Genomic DNA, 22,994 nt, shown 5'->3' with positions numbered 1-22,994 from the left:
CGTAACACCCGCGTCCACCGCATCTCACCGCAACGTTCGTGACGATCGCGAGCCGCCCCTCATTCGCGTGAGACGCGCGGAGTTAAATCACTGATTTGCCCGACGACGGAAGCGGAATATTTTTCGTGTGGGGGCTGGACGACGCAAATCACCTTGGAGTCGCTGGCGAGTTGTTCTCCGTCATTCCGGGGCGTCCGAAGGACGAACCCGGAATCCATTTCTCCGCCTGCGCCTGTAGCCTGATGGATTCCGGGCTCGCGCTCCGCGCGCCCCGGAATGACGACGGAGATCAGCCCGCGCTGAGGCGCACGCCGGCGCGCAGGAATTTTTGCGGGTCGACTGCGTCGCCGTCGATGCGTGTCTCGTAGTGGAGGTGCGGGCCGGTCGAACGGCCGGTCGAGCCGACGGCACCGATCACCTGGCCGATCTTGACGGTTTCGCCGACCTTGACGTTGATCTCGGACAGGTGGCCGTAGCGGGTGGAAAGACCATTGCCGTGATCGACCTCGACCATGCGGCCGTAACCGCCGGCCCAGCCCGATGACACCACCTTGCCATTGGCGGTGGCGCGGACGGGATCGCCCATCGCGGCGCGGAAATCGAGGCCGGTATGCATCGCGGGACGGCCGAGGAACGGATCGGTGCGGACGCCGAAGCCCGAGGTGAACTCGACTTCACCGATCACGGGCTTGCGGTAGGGCACCAGCGTCAGCGTGGCGTTCAAGCGCTGCATCTGCGCGCGGGTGATGTTGATGCGGTTGAGTTGCCGCTCGAACGGACCGGCGTCGCCGGGCAGCTTGACGGGCACGAAGGGGCCGCCGATCGCCGAGCGTGGGGTCGCGGCTTCGAGCTGCGACATGTTGAGACCGAGATCCGTGATCACACCGCGCATCCGGCGGACCCGCGATTCCATGGTCTCCTCGGCTGAGCTCAGCGCTGCCATCTGGCGTCGCTCGACCTGGTCGAGCGAGGTCTGGAGACGGACCAGGACATTGTCGAAGCCTTGCAGCTTGGCGAACTGGTTCACCGGTGCCGCCGCCTTGATCGGGGCGCGCGATTCCAGCCGCGCCTCGCGATCCGGCGGCGCCGCGAAGATCACGGTGTCGCTGATCGGCGAGGGCTTTGGCGTCGCCGTCGATTCCGGCGCGGCATTGCGCGCGGGCGGGCGGATCGAGCCGGTTGTTGCGACATCCGGCATCGAGCCCAGCGCAGTGGCGCGGGCTTCGAGCGCGGTCTGCCGGCGCATGATCTGCTCGAGCTTCTGGTCGAACTGTTCCTGGTCCAGGAGCTGCCGGCTGGTGGTGCGGTCGACCTTGGCGCGCAATTCCGCGATCCGGTCCTCATAGGAGAATTGCATCTCGGCCTGGCGGGCCAGCAGCCGGGTCAGGACGTCGTCGCGAAACGCAAAATAGGTCGCGGTTGCGGCCGACCATATGCCGAGCAGGACCACCGAACCGACCGCAGCCCAGAACAGGACCGGGCCAATGCGGACCTGCTTGCCGGCATGGACGAGGGTGTAGTCGTTCGCAGGCTGCGCGGCTGCTGACGCCGCGGCATGGGCCGCAGGGCGGCGAGGGGACGTCCGCCCGTGCTCTCGTGGATGATGGTGCTGCTGGTGATGGTCGAAATGGTGACCGGAACGATAGGACATCGGCACTCCCGCGCCGGTCGGATCAAGTTCCGTACGGCCTCAGTTCGGGAGCGATTTGAGCCGGTCATGGTTAATTTTCCGGAAACGGGGCCCGGTGGATCAGAGCGATTGGGCGGCCGCCAGGACCTCGTCGGCATGGCCGTCGACCCGGACATTGCGCCAGATCCTGGCGATCCGGCCATTGGCGTCGACCAGAACCGTGGTGCGAAGAATCCCAAGGAAAGTCCTGCCATACATGGATTTCTCGCCCCAGGCCCCATAGGCCTCCAGCATCTCGTGCTGGTCATCCGAGCCCAGGGGAATGGCGAGCTGATGCTTGTTCCTGAATGATTCCTGCGCCTTCACGGTGTCGCCAGAAACGCCGAGGATCTCGGTGCCGCTCTCGGCAAACGCATCCTTCAGCCGGGTGAAATCGATCGCCTCCTTGGTGCAGCCCGGCGTGTCCGCGCGCGGGTAGAAGAACAGCACCAGCTTCTTGCCGGCGAAGTCGGTGAGTGAGACCTCACTTCCTCCGTCGCGGGGCAGGCGGAAGTCAGGCGCCTTGGCACCCTCAAGCAGGGTGGTCGATTTGGTCGCAGCCGATGCAGCGGATTTTAACGATTTCGATGCGGCCTTGTGGGACGGTTTGGTGGATGCGGCTTTGGCCGCCTTGCTGGATTTCTTTGCGACCGCCTTGCGAGCCTTTGCCGCGGGCGGCTTGACCGATGCGACGGCCTTACTGCGGACCGCCGTGGCCCGAGACGATTTGGTCGGAGACGATTTGGCTGTGGTCTTGGAGGATTTCTTGCGCGTTTTCTTGGACATACGCCTTCCTTTCGTCGCTTTCCGGGGCTCAACCATTGTATCAGTGCGGCGCTTGTCGCCGGCGATCGGATTTGTGCCGACTGTCGGGCAAGTGTGATGGCGCGGGAGTATGGTCACAAGGATTTCGACGCGTCATCCGCCCGCTCGCCTAACCTGCTTTGAAAGTTTGCTCGAATGTTCGCTCAAATGTTCGCTCAAATGTTCACTTGGGGCTGAGGGCGACTAACAGTATTAAGCGAGGATTGGCAGCGATGCCGGCACAGGAGCGCTCGATACAGATCGATGGGCGTGCCTTGGGCGGCGATCAACCTCAGCGCCTGCACCGAGAGGCAATGGCAAAGAATACGTCGTCCCAAGGATCGAGCTCCCAAGGATCGCTCCAAGGTCACAGCCCGAATCCGCGTGCCGACGCCCAGTATTGCGGCTGGGGCGACGAGGTCGGCTGGGAGGAGCATGACGAGGCTGCCGGCCATCGCGCGCGGCGGCTGTTGTCGCGCTCAGATTCCGGCCTGCACCGGATCGGTGACTTCTTCGGCCCCAGGCGGCGATCGACTCATGGCGGGCGCTGGGTCAAGCGCATCGCCCTGGTGCTGGGCGTGCTGGCGGCGATCTTCATGAGCTGCTTCGGCGCGCTGTGGTGGCGGCTGGGGGCAGGCCCGATCAATCTCGATATGGCGACGCCATGGCTCGCGACCGCGATCGAGGACAATATCGGCCACGGCAACACGGTCGAGGTCGGCGGCACCCAGATCGAGCGCGCCGGCCGGATTGGAATCGCCGTGCGCATCCGCGACATCATCGTGCGCGACCGCGACCGTGCGATCGTCGCGAGCGCGCCGAAAGCCGAGGTCAAACTGTCCGGCACCGCGCTGCTGATGGGCCAGCTCCGCGCCGAAAGCCTTAACCTCGTTGATGCCGAACTCGCGATCCGGATCACGCCGGACGGCTATGTGACCGTTTCCGCCGGCGATACCGCCAAGCCGCTCGCGACCGGTGTCGCTTCCAAGCATGAGGCGGGCCTGCCGCCGACATTCCCGCGGCCGGTGCCCCCGCCGCCGCCGTTATCGCCACCTTCGTCGCCGTCCGTCAGCGTCCCGGCGCCGCCGTCTGAGAGCGCGCAGAGCGGATTGCTTGCCGGCCTCGACTGGCTCGACAGCCTCAGCATGACCGGTCTCGACGGCCAGAACCTCAACGAGATCGGTCTGAAGAACGGCAACCTCGTCGTCGACGATCAGCAGCGCGGCGGCAAATGGACCTTCGAGAATATCAGCCTGAGCCTGCGGCGGCCGAGCGGCGGCGGCGTGGCGCTGAGCGTCGGTGAAGAGGGCGCCCATCCGTGGTCGCTGCGCGTCGCGGTTGGCCCGCTCAGGGATGGCGTGCGCGCGGTCGACCTGCGCGCCGACAAGCTGTCATCCGCCAATATCCTGCTCGCGCTCAGGGTGAAGGATCTCACCTACAATGCCGAGCTGCCGCTATCCGGTGAACTGAAGGGTGAAATCGGCCGCGACGGGCTGCCGACCTATTTCCGCGGCAAGATCACCGCCGGCCCCGGCAACCTGATCGACACCGATACGCCCGACTATCCGATGGCGATCGATTCTGCCGAAGTGAATGTTGAATGGGACGCTGGACGCCGCGTGCTGCTGGCGCCGTTCAAGGTCGTCTCCGGCGCCAATCGGGTCACGCTGCTCGCTCATCTCGAACCGCCGAATGACGATATCAACGACTGGCAGCTCGGCCTGAGCGGCGGCACCATCCTGCTCGCGGGCATCGACAACGAGCCGCCGCTGATCTTCAATCGCATCGCGGTTGGCTTGCGTTTCGACACCGACAAGAAGCGCGTGCTGCTGACGCAGGCCGATATCAGCAATGGCGAGATCGGCATCGCCGGCACCGGCAGCATCGACTATTCCGGCGAGCCGCGGCTGCAGCTCGGGTTCGCGGGCACGCCAATGTCGGCCTCGGCGCTGAAGCGAGTTTGGCCTGCGCTGGTCGTGCCGGAATTGCGCGAATGGGTGATCGAGCGGATCGAGCGCGGCACGCTCCAGCGCATCGAGATCGGCGTCAACTCGCCGGTGCGCAACCTGTCCCGCAAGGGGCCTCCAATCCCGGATGACGGGCTTGCCGTCAACATCGTCGCGAGCGGCGTGACGGTGCGTCCGGTGGACGAGATGCCCGTGGTTCATGACGCGGATTTGCGGGCGCGGGTGACCGGCCGCACCGCGACCGTCAACATCGCCCAGGGCATCGCCGACACGCCGGGCGGGCGCAAGATCACGCTGTCGGACTTCTCCTTCGAAGTCCCGGACCTGGTGCCAAAACCCTCGCCGGCCAAGATCAAATTCCGCGTCGATTGTCCGGTGCCGGCCTGCGCCGAAATCCTCGCCTCCGACCGCCTCAGCGATGTGTCGGGGACGACATTCGTCGATCCCAATGCGAGCAAGGGAACGGTCTCGGCCACGATCAATCTCGGCCTGCCGGTCAAGGGCGTGCTGACCAAGGAGGATACGACTTACGCCGTCACCGCCGATCTCGGCAGCGTCGCGATCGACAAATTGGTGATGAACCAGAAGCTCGAGGCCAACGCGCTGAAGGTCGTCGCCAACAATGCGGGCTATCAGGTCAAGGGTGACGTCAAGATCGGCGGGCAGCCGGCTTCGCTGGATTACCGCAAGCCGAGCGAGGGCGACGCCGACATCAAGCTGCAGTCAACGCTCGACGATGCCGGCCGCCAGCGGCTCGGGCTCGACCTCGGATCCGCGGTGAGCGGCGCGATCCCGGTCAAGGTCGTGGGCAAGATCGCGAGCAGCAGCGATCACGACAGCAAGCTCGGCGTCGAGGCTGATCTCACCCAGGTAAGGCTCGACAATATCCTGCCCGGTTGGGTCAAGACGCCCGGCAAGTCTGGCAAGGCCACCTTCAACGTGGTGCAGAAGCCGCAATCGACGCGCTTTGAGGACATCGTGGTCGAAGGCGCCGGCACGTCGATCAAGGGATCGGTGGAAGTTGACCAGAATGGCGATCTCATGAACGCCAACTTCCCGACCTATTCGCCGTCGGAAGGCGACAAGACCACGCTGCGCGCCGACCGCGGGCCCGACGGCGTCTTGAAGGTCTCCATGCGCGGCGACGTGTTCGATGGCCGCGGCTTCCTGCGCACGGCGATTTCGGGCCGCGACGACCCCAAGAACAAGACCAAGAACATCGATTACGACATCGACCTCAAGCTCGGGGCGGTTGCCGGCTTCAATGGCGAAGCGTTGCGCAGCGTCGATGCGAAGGCCTCCAAGCGCAACGGCGCCATCAAGAGTTTTGCACTGAACGGCAAGATCGGGCGCGATACGCCCGTGACCGCCGATCTGCGCGGTCGCCAGCAGGGGCGCGAGGTGGTCTACCTGCAGACCAACGACGCCGGCGCATTCTTCCGCTTCACCGATTTCTATTCCAAGATCGTGGGCGGTCAGCTCACGCTCGCGATGGAGCCGCCGGCGGCGGAGCCGAGCCCCAAGGAAGGGCTGATCAACATCCGCGACTTCTCCGTCAAAGGTCAACCCGAGCTCGACCGGATCGCAGCCGGCGGTTCGCCTGGCACGACGAGCGGCGTCGCGTTCAGCGCCTTGCGCGCCGAGTTCACGCGCCAGAGCGGACTGCTCACGATCCGCGACGGCGTCGTGAAGGGGCCGGCGATCGGCGCGACCATCGAAGGAAGCATCGACAACATCGGCAACCAGGTGCGCATGAGCGGCACCTTCGTGCCGATGTACGGCCTGAACAACATGTTCGGCCAGTTGCCGGTGATCGGCCTAGTGCTCGGCGGCGGAAGTAATGAGGGCCTGATCGGCGTGACCTACGAGGTTGTGGGCACACCGGCGCAGCCGGTGCTGCGCGTCAATCCGATCTCGGCGATCTTTCCCGGCGTGACGCGGAAGATCATGGAATTCAACACCGGCAAGCAGAACAACCAGGTGGAATTCCCGCCGAACAATTGAGCGATCTATGGCGTGCCGTTCTTGGCCGCCGATCCCAAGCCGCACGTGTCGTCGCTTGAACCAAAGTGTCCGGTCACCTCCGGCCGACAGGCGGCGGCCAGGATTGGCCAGAGTGACCCTCAGCGGGACTTGCGTTGATCTGGATCAATGAAGACCGTGCCGCGCGGTTTTTCCCTGTAGCTGCCGTCTCTGCTGTGATGCAGGCGATTAACGGCGCTCGGTTTCCGCCGAGCCCTGCAACGGCGCGCTCGATGAGACGGAGTGAGGAGGAAACAATGGCAAACGCGTTGTCTGATCAAGAGCGGGCAATGATGGATGCGTATTGGCGGGCGTCCAACTACCTCTCGGTGGGCCAGATCTATCTCTACGACAACCCGCTGCTTAAGCAGCCGCTCACGAAGGAGCACATCAAGCCGCGGCTCCTCGGTCACTGGGGGACTTCACCCGGTTTGAACTTCATCTACGTTCACTTGAACCGGATCATTAAGAAGCACGACCTCGATATGATCTATATCACGGGCCCTGGGCATGGCGGCCCGAGCCTGGTCGCGCATGCCTATCTCGAGGGAACCTACAGCGAGGTTTACCCGAACATCTCGCCCGATGAAGAGGGCATGAAACGGCTGTTCACCCAATTCTCGTTCCCTGGCGGTATTCCCAGTCACGTAGCGCCGGAGACTCCGGGTTCAATTCACGAGGGGGGCGAACTTGGGTACTCTCTGTCGCATGCTTATGGGGCAGCCTTCGACAATCCAGATTTGATCGTTGCCTGCGTCGTCGGCGACGGTGAAGCGGAGACGGGACCGCTGGCAACGAGCTGGCATTCTAACAAGTTCTTGAATCCCGCGACTGACGGGGTGGTTTTGCCGATCCTCCATTTGAACGGCTATAAGATTGCCAATCCCTGCATTCTCGCCCGCGTCAGCCGTGAAGAGCTGGATCAGTTGTTTCGCGGCTACGGCTATACGCCTTACTTTGTTGAGGGGGATGAGCCGGAAAAAATGCACGAACTTATGGCCGCTACGCTGGATAAGATTATCGGCGAAATTCAGCGGATAAAGGTGGATTCACGACGCAACGGCCTTAACGAGCGGCCACGTTGGCCGATGATTGTCCTACGAACCCCCAAGGGCTGGACTTGTCCGAAGGAAATCGATGGCAAGCGGACCGAGGATTACTGGCGCTCTCATCAAGTGCCCATGGGCGAGATGCACGAAAACAACGCCCATGTCCGCATTCTGGAAGAATGGATGAAAAGCTACCGACCTGCCGAACTTTTCGACGACGGCGGCCGCCTTCGTCCTGAGTTGGCCGACCTCGCTCCTCGAGGAACCCGCCGTATGAGCGCCAACCCGCACACCAATGGCGGGTTACTTCTGCGCGAACTGCGAATGCCGAATTTCCGCGACTACGCAGTCGAAATGAGCGAGCCCGGCGCCGTTATGGCGGAGTCGACGCGGATCATGGGGCGGTTTCTACGTGACGTGATGAAGCTCAACATGGAGCAACGGAACTTCCGACTCTTCAGTCCCGACGAGAACAACTCCAACCGTTGGCAAGACGTGCTGGAGGTAACCAACCGTGCCTGGGTAGCGGAAACTTATCCGTGGGACGATCATCTGGCGCCCGACGGGCGAGTAATGGAGATGCTCAGCGAGCACCAGTGCCAGGGCTGGCTTGAGGGCTATCTCCTGACGGGCCGGCACGGTTTCTTCTCTTGCTATGAGGCTTTCATCCACATCATCGATTCCATGTTCAACCAGCACGCCAAGTGGTTGAAGGTCTGCAATCACATTCCCTGGCGACGACCGATCGGCTCGCTGAATTATCTTTTGTCCAGCCATGTCTGGCGTCAGGACCACAACGGCTTCAGCCATCAAGACCCTGGGTTCATCGATCATGTCGTGAACAAGAAAGCTGAGGTCATCCGGGTCTATCTGCCGCCCGACGCGAACTGCCTACTCTCGGTCACCAACCATTGCCTGCGCAGCCGGAACTACGTCAATGTCGTCGTCGCGGGCAAGCAGCCTGCTCCTCAGTGGCTGACAATGAACGAGGCGATCAAGCACTGCGAGGCCGGACTGGGCATCTGGCAGTGGGCCAGCAACGACCGGGGTGGCGAGCCAGATGTTGTGATGGCCTGTTGTGGAGACGTACCGACACTGGAGACTCTTGCGGCGGTCGACCTGCTTAGACGACATGCGCCCGATCTCAAAGTGCGCGTCATCAACGTTGTCAATCTGATGAAGCTGCAGCCACCGAGCGAACACCCGCACGGCCTCTCGGATCAGGATTTTGATGCGTTGTTCACCACCGACAAGCCGATCATCTTTGCCTTCCATGGTTATCCGTGGCTGATCCACCGATTGACCTACCGGCGCACCGGCCACGACAACCTGCATGTCCGGGGTTACAGGGAGGAAGGTACCACCACAACCCCGTTTGATATGTGCGTACTGAACGATATGGATCGCTTCCATCTCGTATCCGACGTGATTGATCGCGTGCCGAAGCTCGGGTCACGGGCTGCTTATGCCAAGCAGGCGATTCGGGACAAGCTCATCGATCACAAGACATACATTGCTCGGTATGGGGACGATATGCCCGAGATCACAGGCTGGAGATGGGGGAAAGAGGCCGCCTCCGTCGCGGTTCGCTCCACAGAGGCAGATAACGTCTAACCCGGTCGGCGGGACGCCAACGTTCCGGCGGTTAGGTCCTTGGGGCAAGAGGAGAGTGATCCATGCCGCAACCCAAGAGCAAGCGCATCAGCCGCGATCAGTACGACGCCGTCCTTTTTGACTTGGATGGTGTATTGACGGATACAGCCAAACTCCACGCGACGTGTTGGAAACAGATGTTCGATGAGTATCTGCTGGAGCGTGCGAGGCAGACGGGGGCAGCATTTCGTCCCTTCGATATCGACACCGATTACCGGCTCCATGTGGATGGCAAACCCCGTTTCGACGGCGTGCGTGATTTCTTGAGATCGCGCGGCATCGAACTTCCAGAAGGAGATCCAGAGGACTCTGCAAAAGTCGAAACAGTGTGCGGGCTCGGAAACCGCAAGGACGACCTAGTCGATCGTGCGATCGTGGAGGATGGCGTAGAGTCTTATGACGGGAGTGTGCAATTCATCCATCAGCTCCGCCACGATGGGTTCAAAATTGCCGTAGTCACCTCGAGTCAGAACTGTGCGTCCGTCCTGCGGGTGGCGGGGCTGGACGAGTTTTTTGAGGTGCGGGTCGATGGCAACGTGATCCAGGCGCAACGTCTTTCCGGCAAGCCGGCCCCGGACACGTTCCTGCTGGCGGCACGGCTCCTTGGGGTTCTGCCGATAAGGACAATTGTGATCGAGGATGCCATTTCCGGAGTCCAAGCGGGATCTAACGGAAACTTTGGGCTGGTGATCGGCGTCGCTCGCAAGGGAAATGCGGATGAGCTGAAGCACCATGGGGCTCATCTGGTAGTCCACGATTTGGCCGAACTAACTGACTGATTAACGCCAAGTGCTGCCTTGGGAGAAACAGCCCGATGCTACACCATGAACGGCTCCGCCCGCCATCTCGCGATTATCCGGCCGATGAGTGGAATGTTATCGAAAAGTCGTTTCGACCCGATTTTCTGGCCCAGGTCGAAACGATGCTGGCACTCGGCAATGGATATATCGGCATGCGCGGCTGCCCGGAGGAGGGCGGTCCCAACGTCGAGAACGGCACATTCATCAACGGGTTTTATGAAACCTGGCCTATCGTCTACGGAGAAGAAGCTTTTGGTTTCGCCAAGACCGGCCAGACGATCTGCAACGTGACGGACAGCAAGATCATCAAGCTCTTCGTGGACGACGAACCGTTCTGGTTGCCCAATGCGCACCTCCTAGCGTACGACCGGCGGCTCAACATGAGGGCCGGCACACTCGATCGGACCGTGACTTGGGAGACCCCGTCCGGCAAGCAGGTATCGATCACGTCCCGGCGTCTGGTCTCCTTCGTGAACAGGCACGTGATCGCTATCTCATACTGTGTGACACTCGTAGATGCTCAGGCATTTGTCGTAATCTCTTCGGAGATGACCACCCATAAACCAAGCGGCCGCGGCGATCGCGATGATCCGCGCCTGGCAAGAGCGTTCTCCGGCCAGGTACTTCATCCGCAAACCAACTACGCCAAAGACCAGCGCATCGTGCTGTGCCATACGACGGAAAGGAGCCGCTATATGTTGGCATGCGCGACGGACCACTCGCTGGAGAGTTCTTGCTCACACTCGCACAAGGTCGCCTGCACCCCTGACTTCGGCCAGGTTGCCTACGCTGTCGATGCCAAGCCCGGCTGTCCGATCCAGCTCACCAAATACATGGTTTATCACACCTCCCACACGGCATCCGCAGAAGAACTCTGCGGCCGCGCTGAATGGACAATGGATCGCGTCGTGACTCAGGGTTTCCAGCGGCTGCTCGCCTCTCAAGAGCAGTACATGGACGATTTTTGGCGCCGGAGCGATGTTCGCATCAAAGATATTACTGAGCAGCGAGTACAGCGGAGCACCGTAGAAATCCAGCAAGCGATCCGCTTCAACCTTTTTCATATCCTTCAAGCCTCTGCGCGCGCGGAGGGAGCAGGCGTGCCCGCGAAAGGATTCACAGGACAGGCTTATGAAGGACACTACTTTTGGGATACGGAAATCTATGTGTTGCCGTTTCTGATCTATACGTCCCCGTGGATCGCAAGGAACCTTCTGGCCTTTCGTTACAAGATGCTTCCTCAGGCACGGGCTCGCGCGAGAGAACTGGGCCATCGAGGAGCGATGTATCCTTGGCGCACAATCAGCGGAGAGGAGGCATCCGCATACTACGCGGCGGGCACCGCGCAGTATCATATCAACGCTGACATTATGTACGCACTGCGCAAGTACGTGCAGGCGACGGGTGACGAAGAGTTCTTGCGAAAGTACGGAGCCGAAATGCTCGTTGAAACAGCCCGAATGTGGCTGGACCTTGGCTTCTATTCGGACGCAAAGGGGGGAAGGTTCTGCATAAACGGTGTTACTGGGCCCGATGAATACAACGCCGTCGTGAACAACAACGCTTATACGAACTTGATGGCCCGCGAAAACCTTCGCTACGCTGCTGAGGTTGTCGAGTCTTTACGGACAGCAGAAGCGGGGATGTACGACGCACTTGCGCAAAAAACGGCGCTCGATCCCTCCGAGGTCAATGCATGGATTCAAGCCGCGGGAAGCATGTATGTGCCGAGTGATGAAACGCTGAATGTTATCCTTCAGGATGACAACTTTCTCGACAGAGAGCCATGGGATTTCCGAAATACGCCACGTGACCGCTATCCGCTGCTGCTGTTCTATCATCCGCTGAACATCTACCGAACGCAAGTGATCAAGCAGGCGGACGTGATCTTGGCGATGTTCTTGTTGGGCGACACTTTCTCGTCAGAAGTGAAGAAGCGCAACTTCGATTTCTACGACCCACTGACAACAGGCGACTCATCACTATCCTCCTGCGTCGAGGCGATCATCGCCGCACAAGTCGGCGACATGGATAAAGCATTTCGTTACGGCATGGCGGCCCTGCTGATGGACTTGGCCGATGTGGGAGGTAACGTGAAGGACGGTTGCCATATCGCCTCTATGGGTGGCACCTGGATGATGCTGACCTATGGTTTTGGTGGGATGCGGGACGATGACGGAACATTGTCGTTCTGGCCACGTCGTGCACCCGAGGAAAACGCCATCCTTCGATTTCCCATAACCTACCGCGGCCGGTTGTTGTGTGTCGAAATTGGCTTGGACAAGGTGGAGTACACGTTGCGGGAAGGTGAGCGCCTCGTGATCCGCCACGAAAAGCAGGAAGTGGAACTGACACGGGAGCATCCAGTGGCCGTTCGGCCGGTTTCGAGAAGGTGAGCGAGCCTGGATGACGGAGACAGTCGATCAGTTGTATGGCCTGCGTCCTTCCGAGCGCGAGAACCAAATCACGCCTCTGCTGCCCTCGACCACGGTGCTTTTGTTTTCCTGAAATCCAGCCACGTGTTTCGCAGGCGCGCCTCAACGCCGATCGATGCGTGTGCCTGCCAGCCGGTGATGGCGGCTGCAGCCGTGCCGCTCTGCGAGAACTCGTCACCGAGTTCTGCGAAAAGCGCGTTTGTGATCGCCATGTCGTTAAAGGAACCAAGTTCCTCCTGCAGGTCGGCCAGCCCGCGAGAGAATCGCCTGACGGACTTTCGGTCTCCGTACAGCGGCAACAGGAAGTCGGCGACGTAGCGCAGTCTCTTCGCGGCGAGCCTCAACCGGTGCAGCTTTTCCGCCGGAAGCGACTTGAAGCGGCGGCCGCGCTTGAGCACTCTCGCATGCTGTTCCGACAGGATGCGTCCGGCGAAGTTAACGGCGGGCTCGGTCAGTCGTCCGAGATCTTCGGGAGCGACGTCGCTCCGCCATCCCCGGGCCTCAATCCAGCCGCCGAGGCCGATCAGGAAACATGAGCATCGGCGGTCAGCCAACGCGAGACGTACCTTCTGGTAGGCGGCTGACCGGCGTTCCTCCGCGGCCTGTTCCAGGGCATCAAAGCCCGCGACCGAGGGACAGGCCTGCGCGATGGTCGGCAGCGTCCCCCGTTGAAACATGTCCCAATCGCGTGCGGCAGAAAGGTTTCGTGCCAGCCATCTTGCTTCCGACCGGAATGAGTCGAGATTGCCCAATGGCCCAACGGATCGCATCAAATCCAGGGCCGCGCGAAGGCGGCGCAGTGACACGCGAAGCTGATGGACTCCCTCAGGATCACGGCCGTCCTCGGCCGCTGCCAGAGACCCAAGAAGATGGTGAAGACAGGAGCGCAGGATCTTTGCGAAGGCCTCATCGAGGGATATTGTCGGGTCGAGGCGAAGCTTTCGCGGCTTCCGCAGGGCTGGCGACGCCTCGGCCGCAAGGTCAAAGCCGCGCGCCGACTTGCTGCGGATAGACGGTCGCACTGACCCATGGTCCGCGAGCCGAAGCGCGAGGTCGTAGATTGCGCTGGCGCTTCCACCCTTGAGCTCCAACTCGATCTCGCTCACGGGCGTCGATTGATCGCCTGACTTGAGCACTCCCTGGTCGAAAGCGACTTCGATCGTTCCGGATGGCAGCTCGACGATGCGCGCGTGCCGGTGGATATCGGCGGTGAAGACCGCCTCAAGCTGATGACGTCGAAGATCCGAGCGCAGTTTGGCCGGGACGAAAGGCATCGCCAGTTCGACATCGGGAGCAATCGATGGGACGTTCGCCTCCCACTCGCCACGCCGGAGCGGATCGTCTCCGAATTCGGCTTTCACGGTCTGCACGAATCGTGCGCCGTTCTGGCGAACCCGCAGGCTTAATCCGTTTCGTCTCAGCGTCCGCTCGGGCGTATCGTAGTAGACGGACTTGAGGTGCTTTCGTGTGCCCTTGTTGCGCGCATTCGTCGCGATGATTGGAGCGGCGTTGAAATCCGCCATGCGATCAGCATCGACAAGGAGCTTGAGTTCGATCTCACTGCCGGCAGGCGTCGCACCGTTTTGCACAGGGATTTCTGGCGTGACCTCATCACCTTGATGCTGCGCCTCAGGAAGGAGGGTCTTCGGCGGTTCTTGCGAATGAGGCTCCGCGACGCCGTGTTGCCTGGAGGCAACAGAGTCGTCCGGTCTTTTGTTGTCCTGTGCGGCAATGGCGCTATTGATCCCGTGCGCGGCGCGTGCACTTTCCCGGGCGGGCTCAGGCGTATCGTCTTCTGACATGTGCGATTGTGTGACAATTGGATGACGATTCGATAACACAACGCAGCGCGATCCAAAAGGAAGAACGACATTAATCTCTCCGGAGAGCTCATCCGTTTGGGTGAGCCAGATCAAGCCGGTTTCTCAGTTCCCGAAGCTTTCAGTCTGGTCCTCTCGATGGAACCGAAGCATCACCGCGGCATCGCGGCTCAAGAAGGCGATGTTAGGGGTCGGGACTGCACAACTCCCGATACTGCCGGACCGAGCGTTCATCGCTCGGCGGAACGCACCCTGGACTGCAAAACGAGGAAAACCGCCGATAGCCGAATTCTGCCGCGCGAATCCATTTGCCGCTATCCGATGCGAGTGGTTGAATCGGTTGCAATTCGACTCGTTGAAATCCGGAAAATGCAAAGGTCAGCGAGGTTTACGCTATGCTTGCCGAAAAGTTCTTTCTGGTATTGGAGACGCTAAGAAGCCACGCATCCGATGGTGAACCCCAGATCGTGATCAGCACTACGCCGCATGTTCCAATCATTGTGCTGCGCAGGAAGCCCGCCAAAGGCTGAGTGACATCGCTATCTGGAGAGTCGAGGCGAGAACGAGACCTGCCACCCCGCAGCGGCTCATTCATGCGGCCATTATATTGAAGCCCGTTGGTCCGTCTCGTTTGTTTATGCCGCTTCACCTATGTTGAGGACGCTGCGTCCACGTCTGTTTCCCGAGTGAGATAGCGTCACGTCATCCCGTTCCAATGCGATGGCTCTTCGATCGCATGGAGCGCTGGTTCGGCGTGCGAAGATCGTCACATCAGACATTGATCCATAGCTCCCGGGATTGTCTTGGACTCAGCACCAGCAGACAGGATTCGCGATAGCGACCCGTCCGCGTGCAACGCACAGGCGCGACTTCCGCGAGATGCCAGGCGATCGGTCGTCTGCTGAGCGCCTCACGCACAGGATAAAGCCAATGGCAAAGACTGGAGAAAGCCGCGTGGCAGAGGAACGCATCCCGAGCGCGATCCTGGTCGGCATCCAGCTCCCGGGCATCGACGACCACGCGCATGCCGCGAGCCTTGCGGAGTTGGGCCGTCTGGTGAAGACGCTCGGTTACGAAGTTGTCGGCACGCTATCGCAGAAGCGCGACGAACTCGACGGCGCGACGGTGCTCGGCAAGGGCAAACTTGAGGAGCTCGCGGCGATGACTGGCGGGACAGGCGTTGTCGGATCGATGGCACACGTCCGGAAGCCAAGGGCCCGCGAGCGCTTTGAAGACGCCGACGGGAAGGAGTCGGCCGCCGGGCCGACTGAGCCTGATTTGGCGGCGCCATTGATGCCGGAATACGTGATCGTCGATCACGACATCTCGCCGAACCAGGCGCGCAATATTGAACAAGCAACCGGCGCGGAGGTACTGGATCGGACCGGGGTGATCGTGGAGATTTTCCATCGTCATGCACATAGCCGGGAGGCGAAGTTGCAGGTCGAGATGGCGCGGTTGAAGTATATCGCGCCACGCCTGCGGGAATCGGCGGCGGGTGGCGAGCGGCGGCAGGGCTACGGCGCGGGCGAATCCGATCTCGAAGTCGAGCGACGCAAGATCCGCGACCGTCTCGCCGAGCTGAAGGAGCAACTGTCGGCTATTCAGCGGGATAGCGACCAGCGTCGCGCCGCACGTCGCGATCAGCTTCGGGTCGCTCTGGTCGGGTATACGAACGTAGGGAAGTCGTCGCTCATGCAAGCCCTCACGGGTAGCGAGGTCCTGATCGCGGACAAGCTGTTCGCGACGCTTGATACGACGGTGCGCGCTCTGCGGCCGGAAACGACGCCGCGTATACTCGTCTCGGATACTGTGGGCTTCATCAAGAAGTTGCCGCATGACCTCGTGGCGTCGTTCCGATCCACGCTTGCCGAAGCGCTGGAAGCATCGCTATTGCTGTTCGTCCTTGATGCGTCCGATCCGACCTACGAGTCGCAACTCGATGTGAGCCGCAACGTGCTGCGCGAGATCGGCGCGGAGGTCGTTCCGTCGCGCCTGCTCCTCAACAAGATCGATCGCGTGAACGAGGCGGATCGCGCCGCGCTCCGCACGAAGCACCCGGACGCGATTTTCCTCTCTGCAAGGTCGCCGGCAGACGTGGCGGCACTGCGCGAGACGATCATCGCTTTCTTCGAGGCTGCGATGGTGGAGGAAGAATTCGTGGTGCCGTATGCGAAACAGCGGCTGCTCAGCGACGTGTATGGGCACGTGCACGTGCTGTCGGAGAACTTCGATGCGACGGGCCGGATCATAAAGGTGCGGGGTGTCTCCGGCGCAATTGAGCGCCTGCGAAGAACCCTTTCCGCGTCCTGAGGCTTACTTGAGACGTGTAACGGTGCGGCGGCCGCGCGCCACCAGCAGGAGATGGGTGGCGCGATCCATGAACTCCGCACTCGCGGCATACGCCTTCTCAAGCCGTTCGAGTTCGTGGGCGAAATGACTGTCGTCCGCCTGCAAGACCGGATTCCACCGGCTATCCGGCGTGAACCGGCTGTGGAACAGGTCGAGACCTCGCAGATCTTCAATCTCGAAATTCCCTGCGAAATGGCTTCGCAATTCGACCGCTGTAAACAGGTGAAAGCCGAATGCCATATGCCGGCCGTCACAGAGGTCGATTTCACACCGGTCCTTGATGTGATCATGTTTCAAGCGGCGGACGCTCTCCACCGAGTCCACGAAGGCCGTTGGCGTGCTGCCAATCGGGCGCACGGTCGTTATGAAATGTCCTGACGTCACACGCGCGATCTCAGTCGCGATATCCGTCAGCCTTTCAATGGGCAGATGACTGAGTGCGCTGTACAGGCACAGCGTGATATCGACCGAGCAATCGGGTTCCGGCAACCGGTCCGAAAGGTCTGCGACGTCGAATGTGAGACTTACCCCGGGGAGGCCGGAAAGATTTCGAGCCGCCAAGCGGGCCCGCTGGATCTGTGCCTGCGCAATGTCAAATCCGCGCGCGGTGATGCTGGTGAAACCGAGCGCATGGGCGCGCATGACCAGTCGCCTCAGCCACGTACCGGGCCCGCAACCCGCATCGAGAAACCTGAGCGATCTTGCCCCGGAAGCCCGCAGGTCAGCCAGTCTTGTTTCCAATACGTCCCAGACGCACCGATCCGCATAGGCATGCATCCCGTCAAAGGCAAATGGTTGCGAAGGATCGCCATCGGCATAGGCGCCGTAATCGTCGCCAGCCTGATTGTAGATGTCGGCAACGTCATCCGCCGCATCATTATCGATGGCCAGGGCGGAACGCCCGGATCGGGGCGAACCGGTCATAGCCGATAGCCATTTCCGTGAAAGGATCGAATCCTGATCAACCATATGAAGTGGCCTTTTCGGTCACACGCCCTTGCCCGCGTCATGGCGATGCGGTGGCCGCCGGGCGCTGAGTAGCAGCCGATGCCTGGATCATGTGCCCGGGTTGATAGGAAATCGAGACGAATTGCCGTCGCGCTTCATAAGCGCGACATAGGTGGACGATCGCACTTCAAGGTCTTCGACGGGCCGGGAGTGGCGACACCGAACGCCGCTCCCGGTCAATGATTGTCAGGTTCATTCGGCCGCAATTGGGTGCACCGTTCCACCCTGGCCTTCGCTCGTGAACATGAAGCCCTCGTAGCTTTTCTCGGCGATCTCGGCGCACTTCCTGCGGTAGCCGCCGACGCCTTCTGGGCCGAGATAGGGCAGGAAGCGATGAGCCTTGCCGGCGATGTTGGCTCCCATGTACCACGAATTGGCCGTGGTCATCAGCGTCGAGTTGACCACCTCCGCGACGTGAGTGCCCCACGCTTCCTGCGCCTGCGGGCTAGCCTCGATGGTCGCAAGCTTGCTTCGTCGCATGTGGGCGATGCATTCGGTGATCCACTCGACATGCTGTTCGATCGACACCGGCATGTTCGAAAGCACCGAGGGGCTCTGCGGGCCGGTGATCATGAACAGGTTCGGGTAGCCGGCGATCGCGACGCCAAGGTAGGTCACCGGGCCGTCCTCCCATTCCTGCGCCAGCGCCCTGCCGCCACGCCCCTTGATGCCGAGGCTTTTCAGCGGGCCGGTCAGGGCATCGAAACCAGTGGCGACGACGATGATGTCGAGCGGGTATTCTTTGCCGCCGGCGCGAATCCCATTCGGCGTGATCTCCTCGATCGAGCCGTCGGTGCTCGCATCCACCAAAGTTACGTTCTTCTTGTTGAAAGTCTCGAAGTAGTTGGTGTCGAGCGGCTGCCGCTTGGTGCCGTAAGGATAGGTCTTGGGTGTCAGTTTCTCGGCCGTGACCGGATCGTTGACGGTGGAGCGGATCTTGCTCTTGAGGTAGTCGGCAATGATATTGTTCGCCTCCTTGGAGAAGAACATGTCCTGATAGTTGGCCAGCCAGAAGGCAAAGCCTCCTGCATCCCACATCCTGTCGAATTCTCGCTCGCGCTCCTCAGGCGTCGCTTCGAGCACCGACCTCGGGATGAAATCCAACTCGAAGCCGAAGAACGAGTCCTTGATGCGCCGGCGGATCCCGTCGTAATCGGCCTTGCGGGCCCTGGTGACCTCGGGATCGACACTGCCGTTGCGCGCCGGCACGCAGAAGGCCGGTGTACGCTGGAACACCGTCAGGTGCTTGGCCTGCTGCGCGATCTCCGGGACCGCCTGCACTGCGGTGGCGCCGGTGCCGATGACCCCGACACGCTTTGCGGTAAAGTCGACGCCGTCGTGTGGCCACTGGCTGGTGTGGTAGCACTTGCCCTGGAAGGAGCCGAGCCCTTTGAACGGCGGCATGTTGGCTGCCGACAGGGCGCCGACCGCGGTGATAACGAAACGCGCTTTGGCGACGTCGCCGTTGTCGGTGCGCACCGTCCAGAGTCCGGTGTCCTCATCGAGGACGACCTCGGTGACGCGCTTGCCGAACTGGATGTCGGGCTTGAGGTCGAAGCGCTCCGCGCAGTGCTCGAGGTAGCGCAGGATCTCGTCCTGCTCCGGATAGCGCTCGGACCAGTTCCATTCCTGCAGCAGGTTCTTGTCGAACGTGTAGCAGTAAATGTAGCTGTCCGAGTCACAGCGTGCGCCTGGATAGCGATTCCAGTACCAGGTGCCGCCGACGCCGTCGCCGGCCTCAAACACGGTGACATTCATGTCGAGCTTGTCGCGCAACGAATGCAACATGTACATGCCGGAGAACCCGGCGCCGATGATGATCGCATCGTAGTCTGCTTTGGCGCCTGCGCTGCGCGAGTCACCTTGCACGTTCGTCATAACACTTCTCCTCCTGTGAGCAATGCCCCTGAAGTTCGGACCAGTTTTCTTGTCGTTATCGCAATACCCTCTCGATGCCGCTCGGCCGATGGATCGCGCGCACCATTTCGAATTCGGGGATGACAGAGGCCAACCTGCCGAAGGACAGACTGGCCGACTGCATGCGGTTCCGGCCACGAATGCCGCAAACCACGCAGATTCAAGAGCCGCGAAGCGTGGCGGCGCGAGGTAGGCCGCTTCGCTTCATCGGCACTATGCCGCTGCGCGCACCTCTCCACTTGCATAGGCGGCTGTCTCGAAATCGAGGTAGCCGCCGAACGATGTCGGATCTCCGAACGGCAGGATCTGCGTCGCCCAATATCCTCCGAACCCGTTCTTTCGATCGATCCAATAGAACAGGTTGGCGAGCCCGGCCCAGCCGATCGAACCTGCCGGGCGGCCGGTCGGAGCGTCCTCGTCGTTGACCATGAAGGTGTAGGACCAGGACTTCTTCAGTCCGGGGAAGAACTCCGCATCGTTCGACAGGGTCGGAATCACGCCGGGCAGCATTACCACGGTCTGGTGCGCCTCGAGGCCATTACGTACGGCGGCCTCGACCGTCTCTTGCTTCAGCACGCGGCCCTGTGGCCCCGCTCCATCGTTCAGCCACATGCGGATGAATTTCATGTATTCGCCGATCGAGGCGTAAAGTCCGTGGCCGCCCATGTCGACCTCCGGCTCGGGTGGCAATTGCAGATCGGGAAGGGGGGTCAGCGCGCCATCGGCTTCGCGCTGGTGGATGACGGCAAGGCGCTCACGCATCGAAGGCGTCAGCGAAAAGGCGATATCATCCATGCCGAGCGGCGCAAAAACCCGGTCCTTCAACACCTCTCCGAGGCGCTTGCCGCGAATGCGCTCGACGACCTGGCCGCACCAGTCGAGGTTGCTGCCATATTCCCACTTGTCGCCGGGATCGAACAGGAGCGGCGTCATCAGTGATGCCCTTGAGCAGGTGATCACGCTCGGCTGGCCGTGTTCTTGCGCGAGGCGAAAGTAATTGGCGTTGAAGAAGTCGTAGCCGAAGCCGGCCGTGTGCAGCATCAGCATGCGGGTGGTGATGTCGCGTTTCGGCGCCCGCAGCGTTGGCCTGCCCTGCGCGTCAAAGCCTTCGAGCACCTCGACCTTGCCGATCTCGGGAACGTAGGTCTTGGCCGGGGCGTCCAGGTCGAGCTTGCCTTCCTCGACACATTGCAGGACCGCCGTCCCGGTGATTGCTTTTGTGGTCGAAAAGATTGCGAAGACCGTGTCGGTCGTCATTGCCTGACTGCCGCCAATGCTACGCTCACCGGCTGCGCCTTCGTAGGTGTTGGCCGAGCGGTCGGTGATCATCGCCACCACGCCCGGAACGCGGTCTTTGCCGGTCACTACTTTCTGCAGAACGCCGTCACACGCGGTTCTCAAGTCGTTACCCATTGCCGTTCCTCCCGTTTGGAATTGACCAAGCTCGATCCTGTCTCTTCTCGACAGGCCGCCGTCAGTCTCCGCGGAACGATGTCAACCGTTGTAACGTATCAAGATCGGGCTGCAGTCCGATTGCCCCAGCGCCGGTTGCGCGAACGAAGTCCGACGGTGGCCGTGGCAGCAATAGCGATTGGCGTCTATTCTTGCGCCGGGTTTCCACCCACGCGTCAGGAAGACTAGACCGGTTTCTTTTTGTCGGCCACGCATTTCACCTGGCATCTCAAGGCGCCAAGAATTTTTTCGCTGAGACATGTCAGCGAAGCTGACACGTGCGACTTTCTTTGGGCTGCATCAGACGGCAAGGCGCCGGCTCACGCGGCGCGGACGCCTGCGAGGAAGGTGGAGACTTCGCCGGAGAGCTGCTCGGCCTGCTTGGACAGGTTGCTCGCTGCGGTCAGAACGAGGCCCGCGGCGTTGCCGGTCTCGTTGGCCGCGGCGCTCACTCCGCCGATATTGGTCGTGACTTCCTTGGTCGCTTCCGCCGTCTGCGACACGCTGCGTGCGATTTCGGCCGTTGCTGCGCCCTGCTGCTCGATTGCGGAGCCGATCGAGGTGGCGATGGTGCTGACTTCCTCGATCGTGGCGGTGATGCCGTCGATCGCCTCGACCGCTTCCTTGGTCGCGCCCTGGATCTGCGCGATGCGCGTGCCGATCTCTTTGGTGGCTTCCGCGGTCTGGCTTGCGAGAGTCTTGACCTCGGAGGCGACCACGGCAAAGCCTCGGCCGGCCTCACCGGCGCGCGCGGCCTCGATGGTGGCGTTGAGCGCCAGGAGGTTGGTCTGCTCGGCAATGCTGGAGATCAGCTCGGCGACGTGCTCGATCTGCTGGGCGCCGTCGGCGAGCGCCCGCACGATGGTATCGGTGCGGCGCGCGCTCTCGACGGCGCGGCCGGTGACATTGGCCGACTGCGTCACCTGGCGGCTGATCTCGGAGATCGAGGAGGACAATTCCTCGGCGGCCGAAGCTACCGTCTGCACCCGCGAGCTTGCCTCCGTTGCGGCCGAACCGACCACCGCGGCGCGGTGATTGGTGCCCTCGGCGGTCGAGGACATCGACTTTGCGGTGGCTTCCAGCTCGCTGGATCCCGACGCCATCAGTCCGACGAGCTGGCCAACCGATGCATCAAAGCGATCGGCGAGGGCGATCAAGGCGTCACGCTTTTCCTTCTCGCTCCGCTGCTTGGTTGCGTCCTGTTCGGCTTCCAGCGCCCGTGCGGTGATCGCGGTCTGCCGCAGGACCTCCAGCGTTTCCGCCATGCGGCCGATCTCGTCACGGCGGCTCGTCTCCTCGACCGCCTCGTCGAGCGAGCCTTCGGCAATGCGCTGCATCCGGTTCTTCTGACGCTCCAGCGCGCCCACGACGTCGCGGGCAATCAGCCACGACAACAGCCCCATCAGCAGCATCAGACCGCCGCCGATCGCGCCAAGCTCCAGCAGCAGGCCATTCACATCGGCGTCGATATCATCCACATAGAGTCCGTAACTCATGACGATGTTCCACGGCTCGAAGCTGCGAACATAGGTCATTTTCCGCGCCGGCACGGTCTGCCCGGGGCGTGGATAAAGGTAGGATGTGGTGCCGCCTTCCGGGCTCTGCCGGCCGGCAGCGATCTGGGCATCGGCGATCAGGACGCCATTGGCATCCTTGGTGCCGTTGATCTTGCCTTCGAGCTTGGGATTGGCGCTGTTCAACAGCAGCGACGTATCGGCGATATTGTAGGCGTTCGGATATCCCTGGCCGTTGTTGAAAGTCATTTTCCGGCCGCGCTGGCGAAACTGCTCCTTCGCCTCGGCGACCGTCATCTTTCCGGCAGCGACATCCTCCTGCAGCGACTGCGCCACGCCGTAGAGCAGGTCGGCCGCCGTCCGCATCTGTGCGACGCGGTCGTCCAGCATGCGGTTTCGGTTGATCCAGGCCGCACCCGCGACGATTGCGAAAACGGTCAGTGCCGCGAGAGCCACTATGCAGGCGAGTTTGGTGCGGATCGTCAGTCGGCTGAGAAGGTTCATTGCGGCCTCTGCGGGTATCGTGTCCCGA

At 61.6% G+C, this 22,994-nt stretch carries 13 protein-coding genes; 5 read left to right on the top strand and 8 right to left on the bottom strand.

Annotated features, from left to right (window positions below; translation table 11 throughout):
• Positions 1-289 precede the first annotated feature (289 nt).
• Positions 290-1,651, bottom strand: coding sequence for a M23 family metallopeptidase (locus CWO89_RS11975; RefSeq protein ID WP_130578814.1), 1,362 nt, complete (start codon positions 1,649-1,651; stop codon positions 290-292).
• 99 nt (positions 1,652-1,750) lie between these two features.
• Positions 1,751-2,455 carry a peroxiredoxin gene (locus tag CWO89_RS11970; protein ID WP_130578817.1) on the bottom strand — a complete coding sequence of 235 codons (705 nt, stop codon included), beginning with the start codon at positions 2,453-2,455 and terminating at the stop codon, positions 1,751-1,753.
• A 251-nt stretch (positions 2,456-2,706) separates the two neighbouring features.
• On the opposite strand from CWO89_RS11970, the gene CWO89_RS11965 reads away from it, so the two are divergent.
• The 4 genes from CWO89_RS11965 (at position 2,707) to CWO89_RS11950 (ending at position 12,360) form a co-directional block, all read left to right on the top strand.
• On the top strand, positions 2,707-6,444 hold the full coding sequence (locus tag CWO89_RS11965) for a YhdP family protein (RefSeq protein WP_130578813.1): 3,738 nt from the start codon (positions 2,707-2,709) through the stop codon (positions 6,442-6,444).
• Positions 6,445-6,695: 251 nt separating this feature from the next.
• On the top strand, positions 6,696-9,125 hold the full coding sequence (locus tag CWO89_RS11960) for a phosphoketolase family protein (protein ID WP_130578816.1): 2,430 nt from the start codon (positions 6,696-6,698) through the stop codon (positions 9,123-9,125).
• Between the two features lie 62 nt (positions 9,126-9,187).
• Entirely contained in the window at positions 9,188-9,943 is a 756-nt protein-coding gene (locus CWO89_RS11955; protein WP_130578812.1) for an HAD family hydrolase, read from the top strand.
• 35 nt (positions 9,944-9,978) lie between these two features.
• A complete protein-coding gene (locus CWO89_RS11950; RefSeq protein WP_130578811.1) occupies positions 9,979-12,360 on the top strand; it encodes a glycoside hydrolase family 65 protein in 2,382 nt (793 codons plus the stop codon).
• 68 nt (positions 12,361-12,428) lie between these two features.
• Here CWO89_RS11950 and CWO89_RS11945 read toward each other — a convergent pair whose 3' ends face one another.
• On the bottom strand, positions 12,429-14,201 hold the full coding sequence (locus tag CWO89_RS11945) for a CYTH and CHAD domain-containing protein (protein ID WP_130578815.1): 1,773 nt from the start codon (positions 14,199-14,201) through the stop codon (positions 12,429-12,431).
• A gap of 789 nt (positions 14,202-14,990) precedes the next feature.
• Complete coding sequence (locus CWO89_RS45815) at positions 14,991-15,245, bottom strand: hypothetical protein (protein ID WP_165421111.1); 255 nt, start codon at positions 15,243-15,245, stop codon at positions 14,991-14,993.
• On the opposite strand from CWO89_RS45815, the gene hflX reads away from it, so the two are divergent.
• Positions 15,150-16,532, top strand: coding sequence for a GTPase HflX (gene hflX / locus CWO89_RS11940; RefSeq protein ID WP_130578810.1), 1,383 nt, complete (start codon positions 15,150-15,152; stop codon positions 16,530-16,532). The two genes, CWO89_RS45815 and hflX, sit on opposite strands and share 96 nt — an antisense overlap.
• 3 nt (positions 16,533-16,535) lie before the next feature.
• Here hflX and CWO89_RS11935 read toward each other — a convergent pair whose 3' ends face one another.
• The 4 genes from CWO89_RS11935 to CWO89_RS11920 all read right to left on the bottom strand — a co-directional run bounded on the left by CWO89_RS11935 (position 16,536) and on the right by CWO89_RS11920 (position 22,966).
• Positions 16,536-17,348 (bottom strand): class I SAM-dependent methyltransferase, encoded by an 813-nt coding sequence (locus CWO89_RS11935; protein ID WP_283813528.1) that lies wholly within the window; start codon positions 17,346-17,348, stop codon positions 16,536-16,538.
• A 423-nt stretch (positions 17,349-17,771) separates the two neighbouring features.
• Complete coding sequence (locus CWO89_RS11930) at positions 17,772-19,457, bottom strand: flavin-containing monooxygenase (RefSeq protein WP_130578808.1); 1,686 nt, start codon at positions 19,455-19,457, stop codon at positions 17,772-17,774.
• A 252-nt stretch (positions 19,458-19,709) separates the two neighbouring features.
• Complete coding sequence (acmB, locus tag CWO89_RS11925; RefSeq protein ID WP_130578807.1) at positions 19,710-20,909, bottom strand: methyl acetate hydrolase AcmB; 1,200 nt, start codon at positions 20,907-20,909, stop codon at positions 19,710-19,712.
• 359 nt (positions 20,910-21,268) lie between these two features.
• Positions 21,269-22,966, bottom strand: coding sequence for a methyl-accepting chemotaxis protein (locus CWO89_RS11920; protein ID WP_130578806.1), 1,698 nt, complete (start codon positions 22,964-22,966; stop codon positions 21,269-21,271).
• Positions 22,967-22,994: the final 28 nt, after the last annotated feature.

The organism is Bradyrhizobium sp. Leo170, from assembly GCF_004296405.1.
In the GTDB taxonomy this organism is placed as follows: domain Bacteria; phylum Pseudomonadota; class Alphaproteobacteria; order Rhizobiales; family Xanthobacteraceae; genus Bradyrhizobium.
The sequence above is the reverse complement of the archived record's forward strand: the minus strand, read 5'-3'. Positions and strand labels throughout refer to the sequence as shown.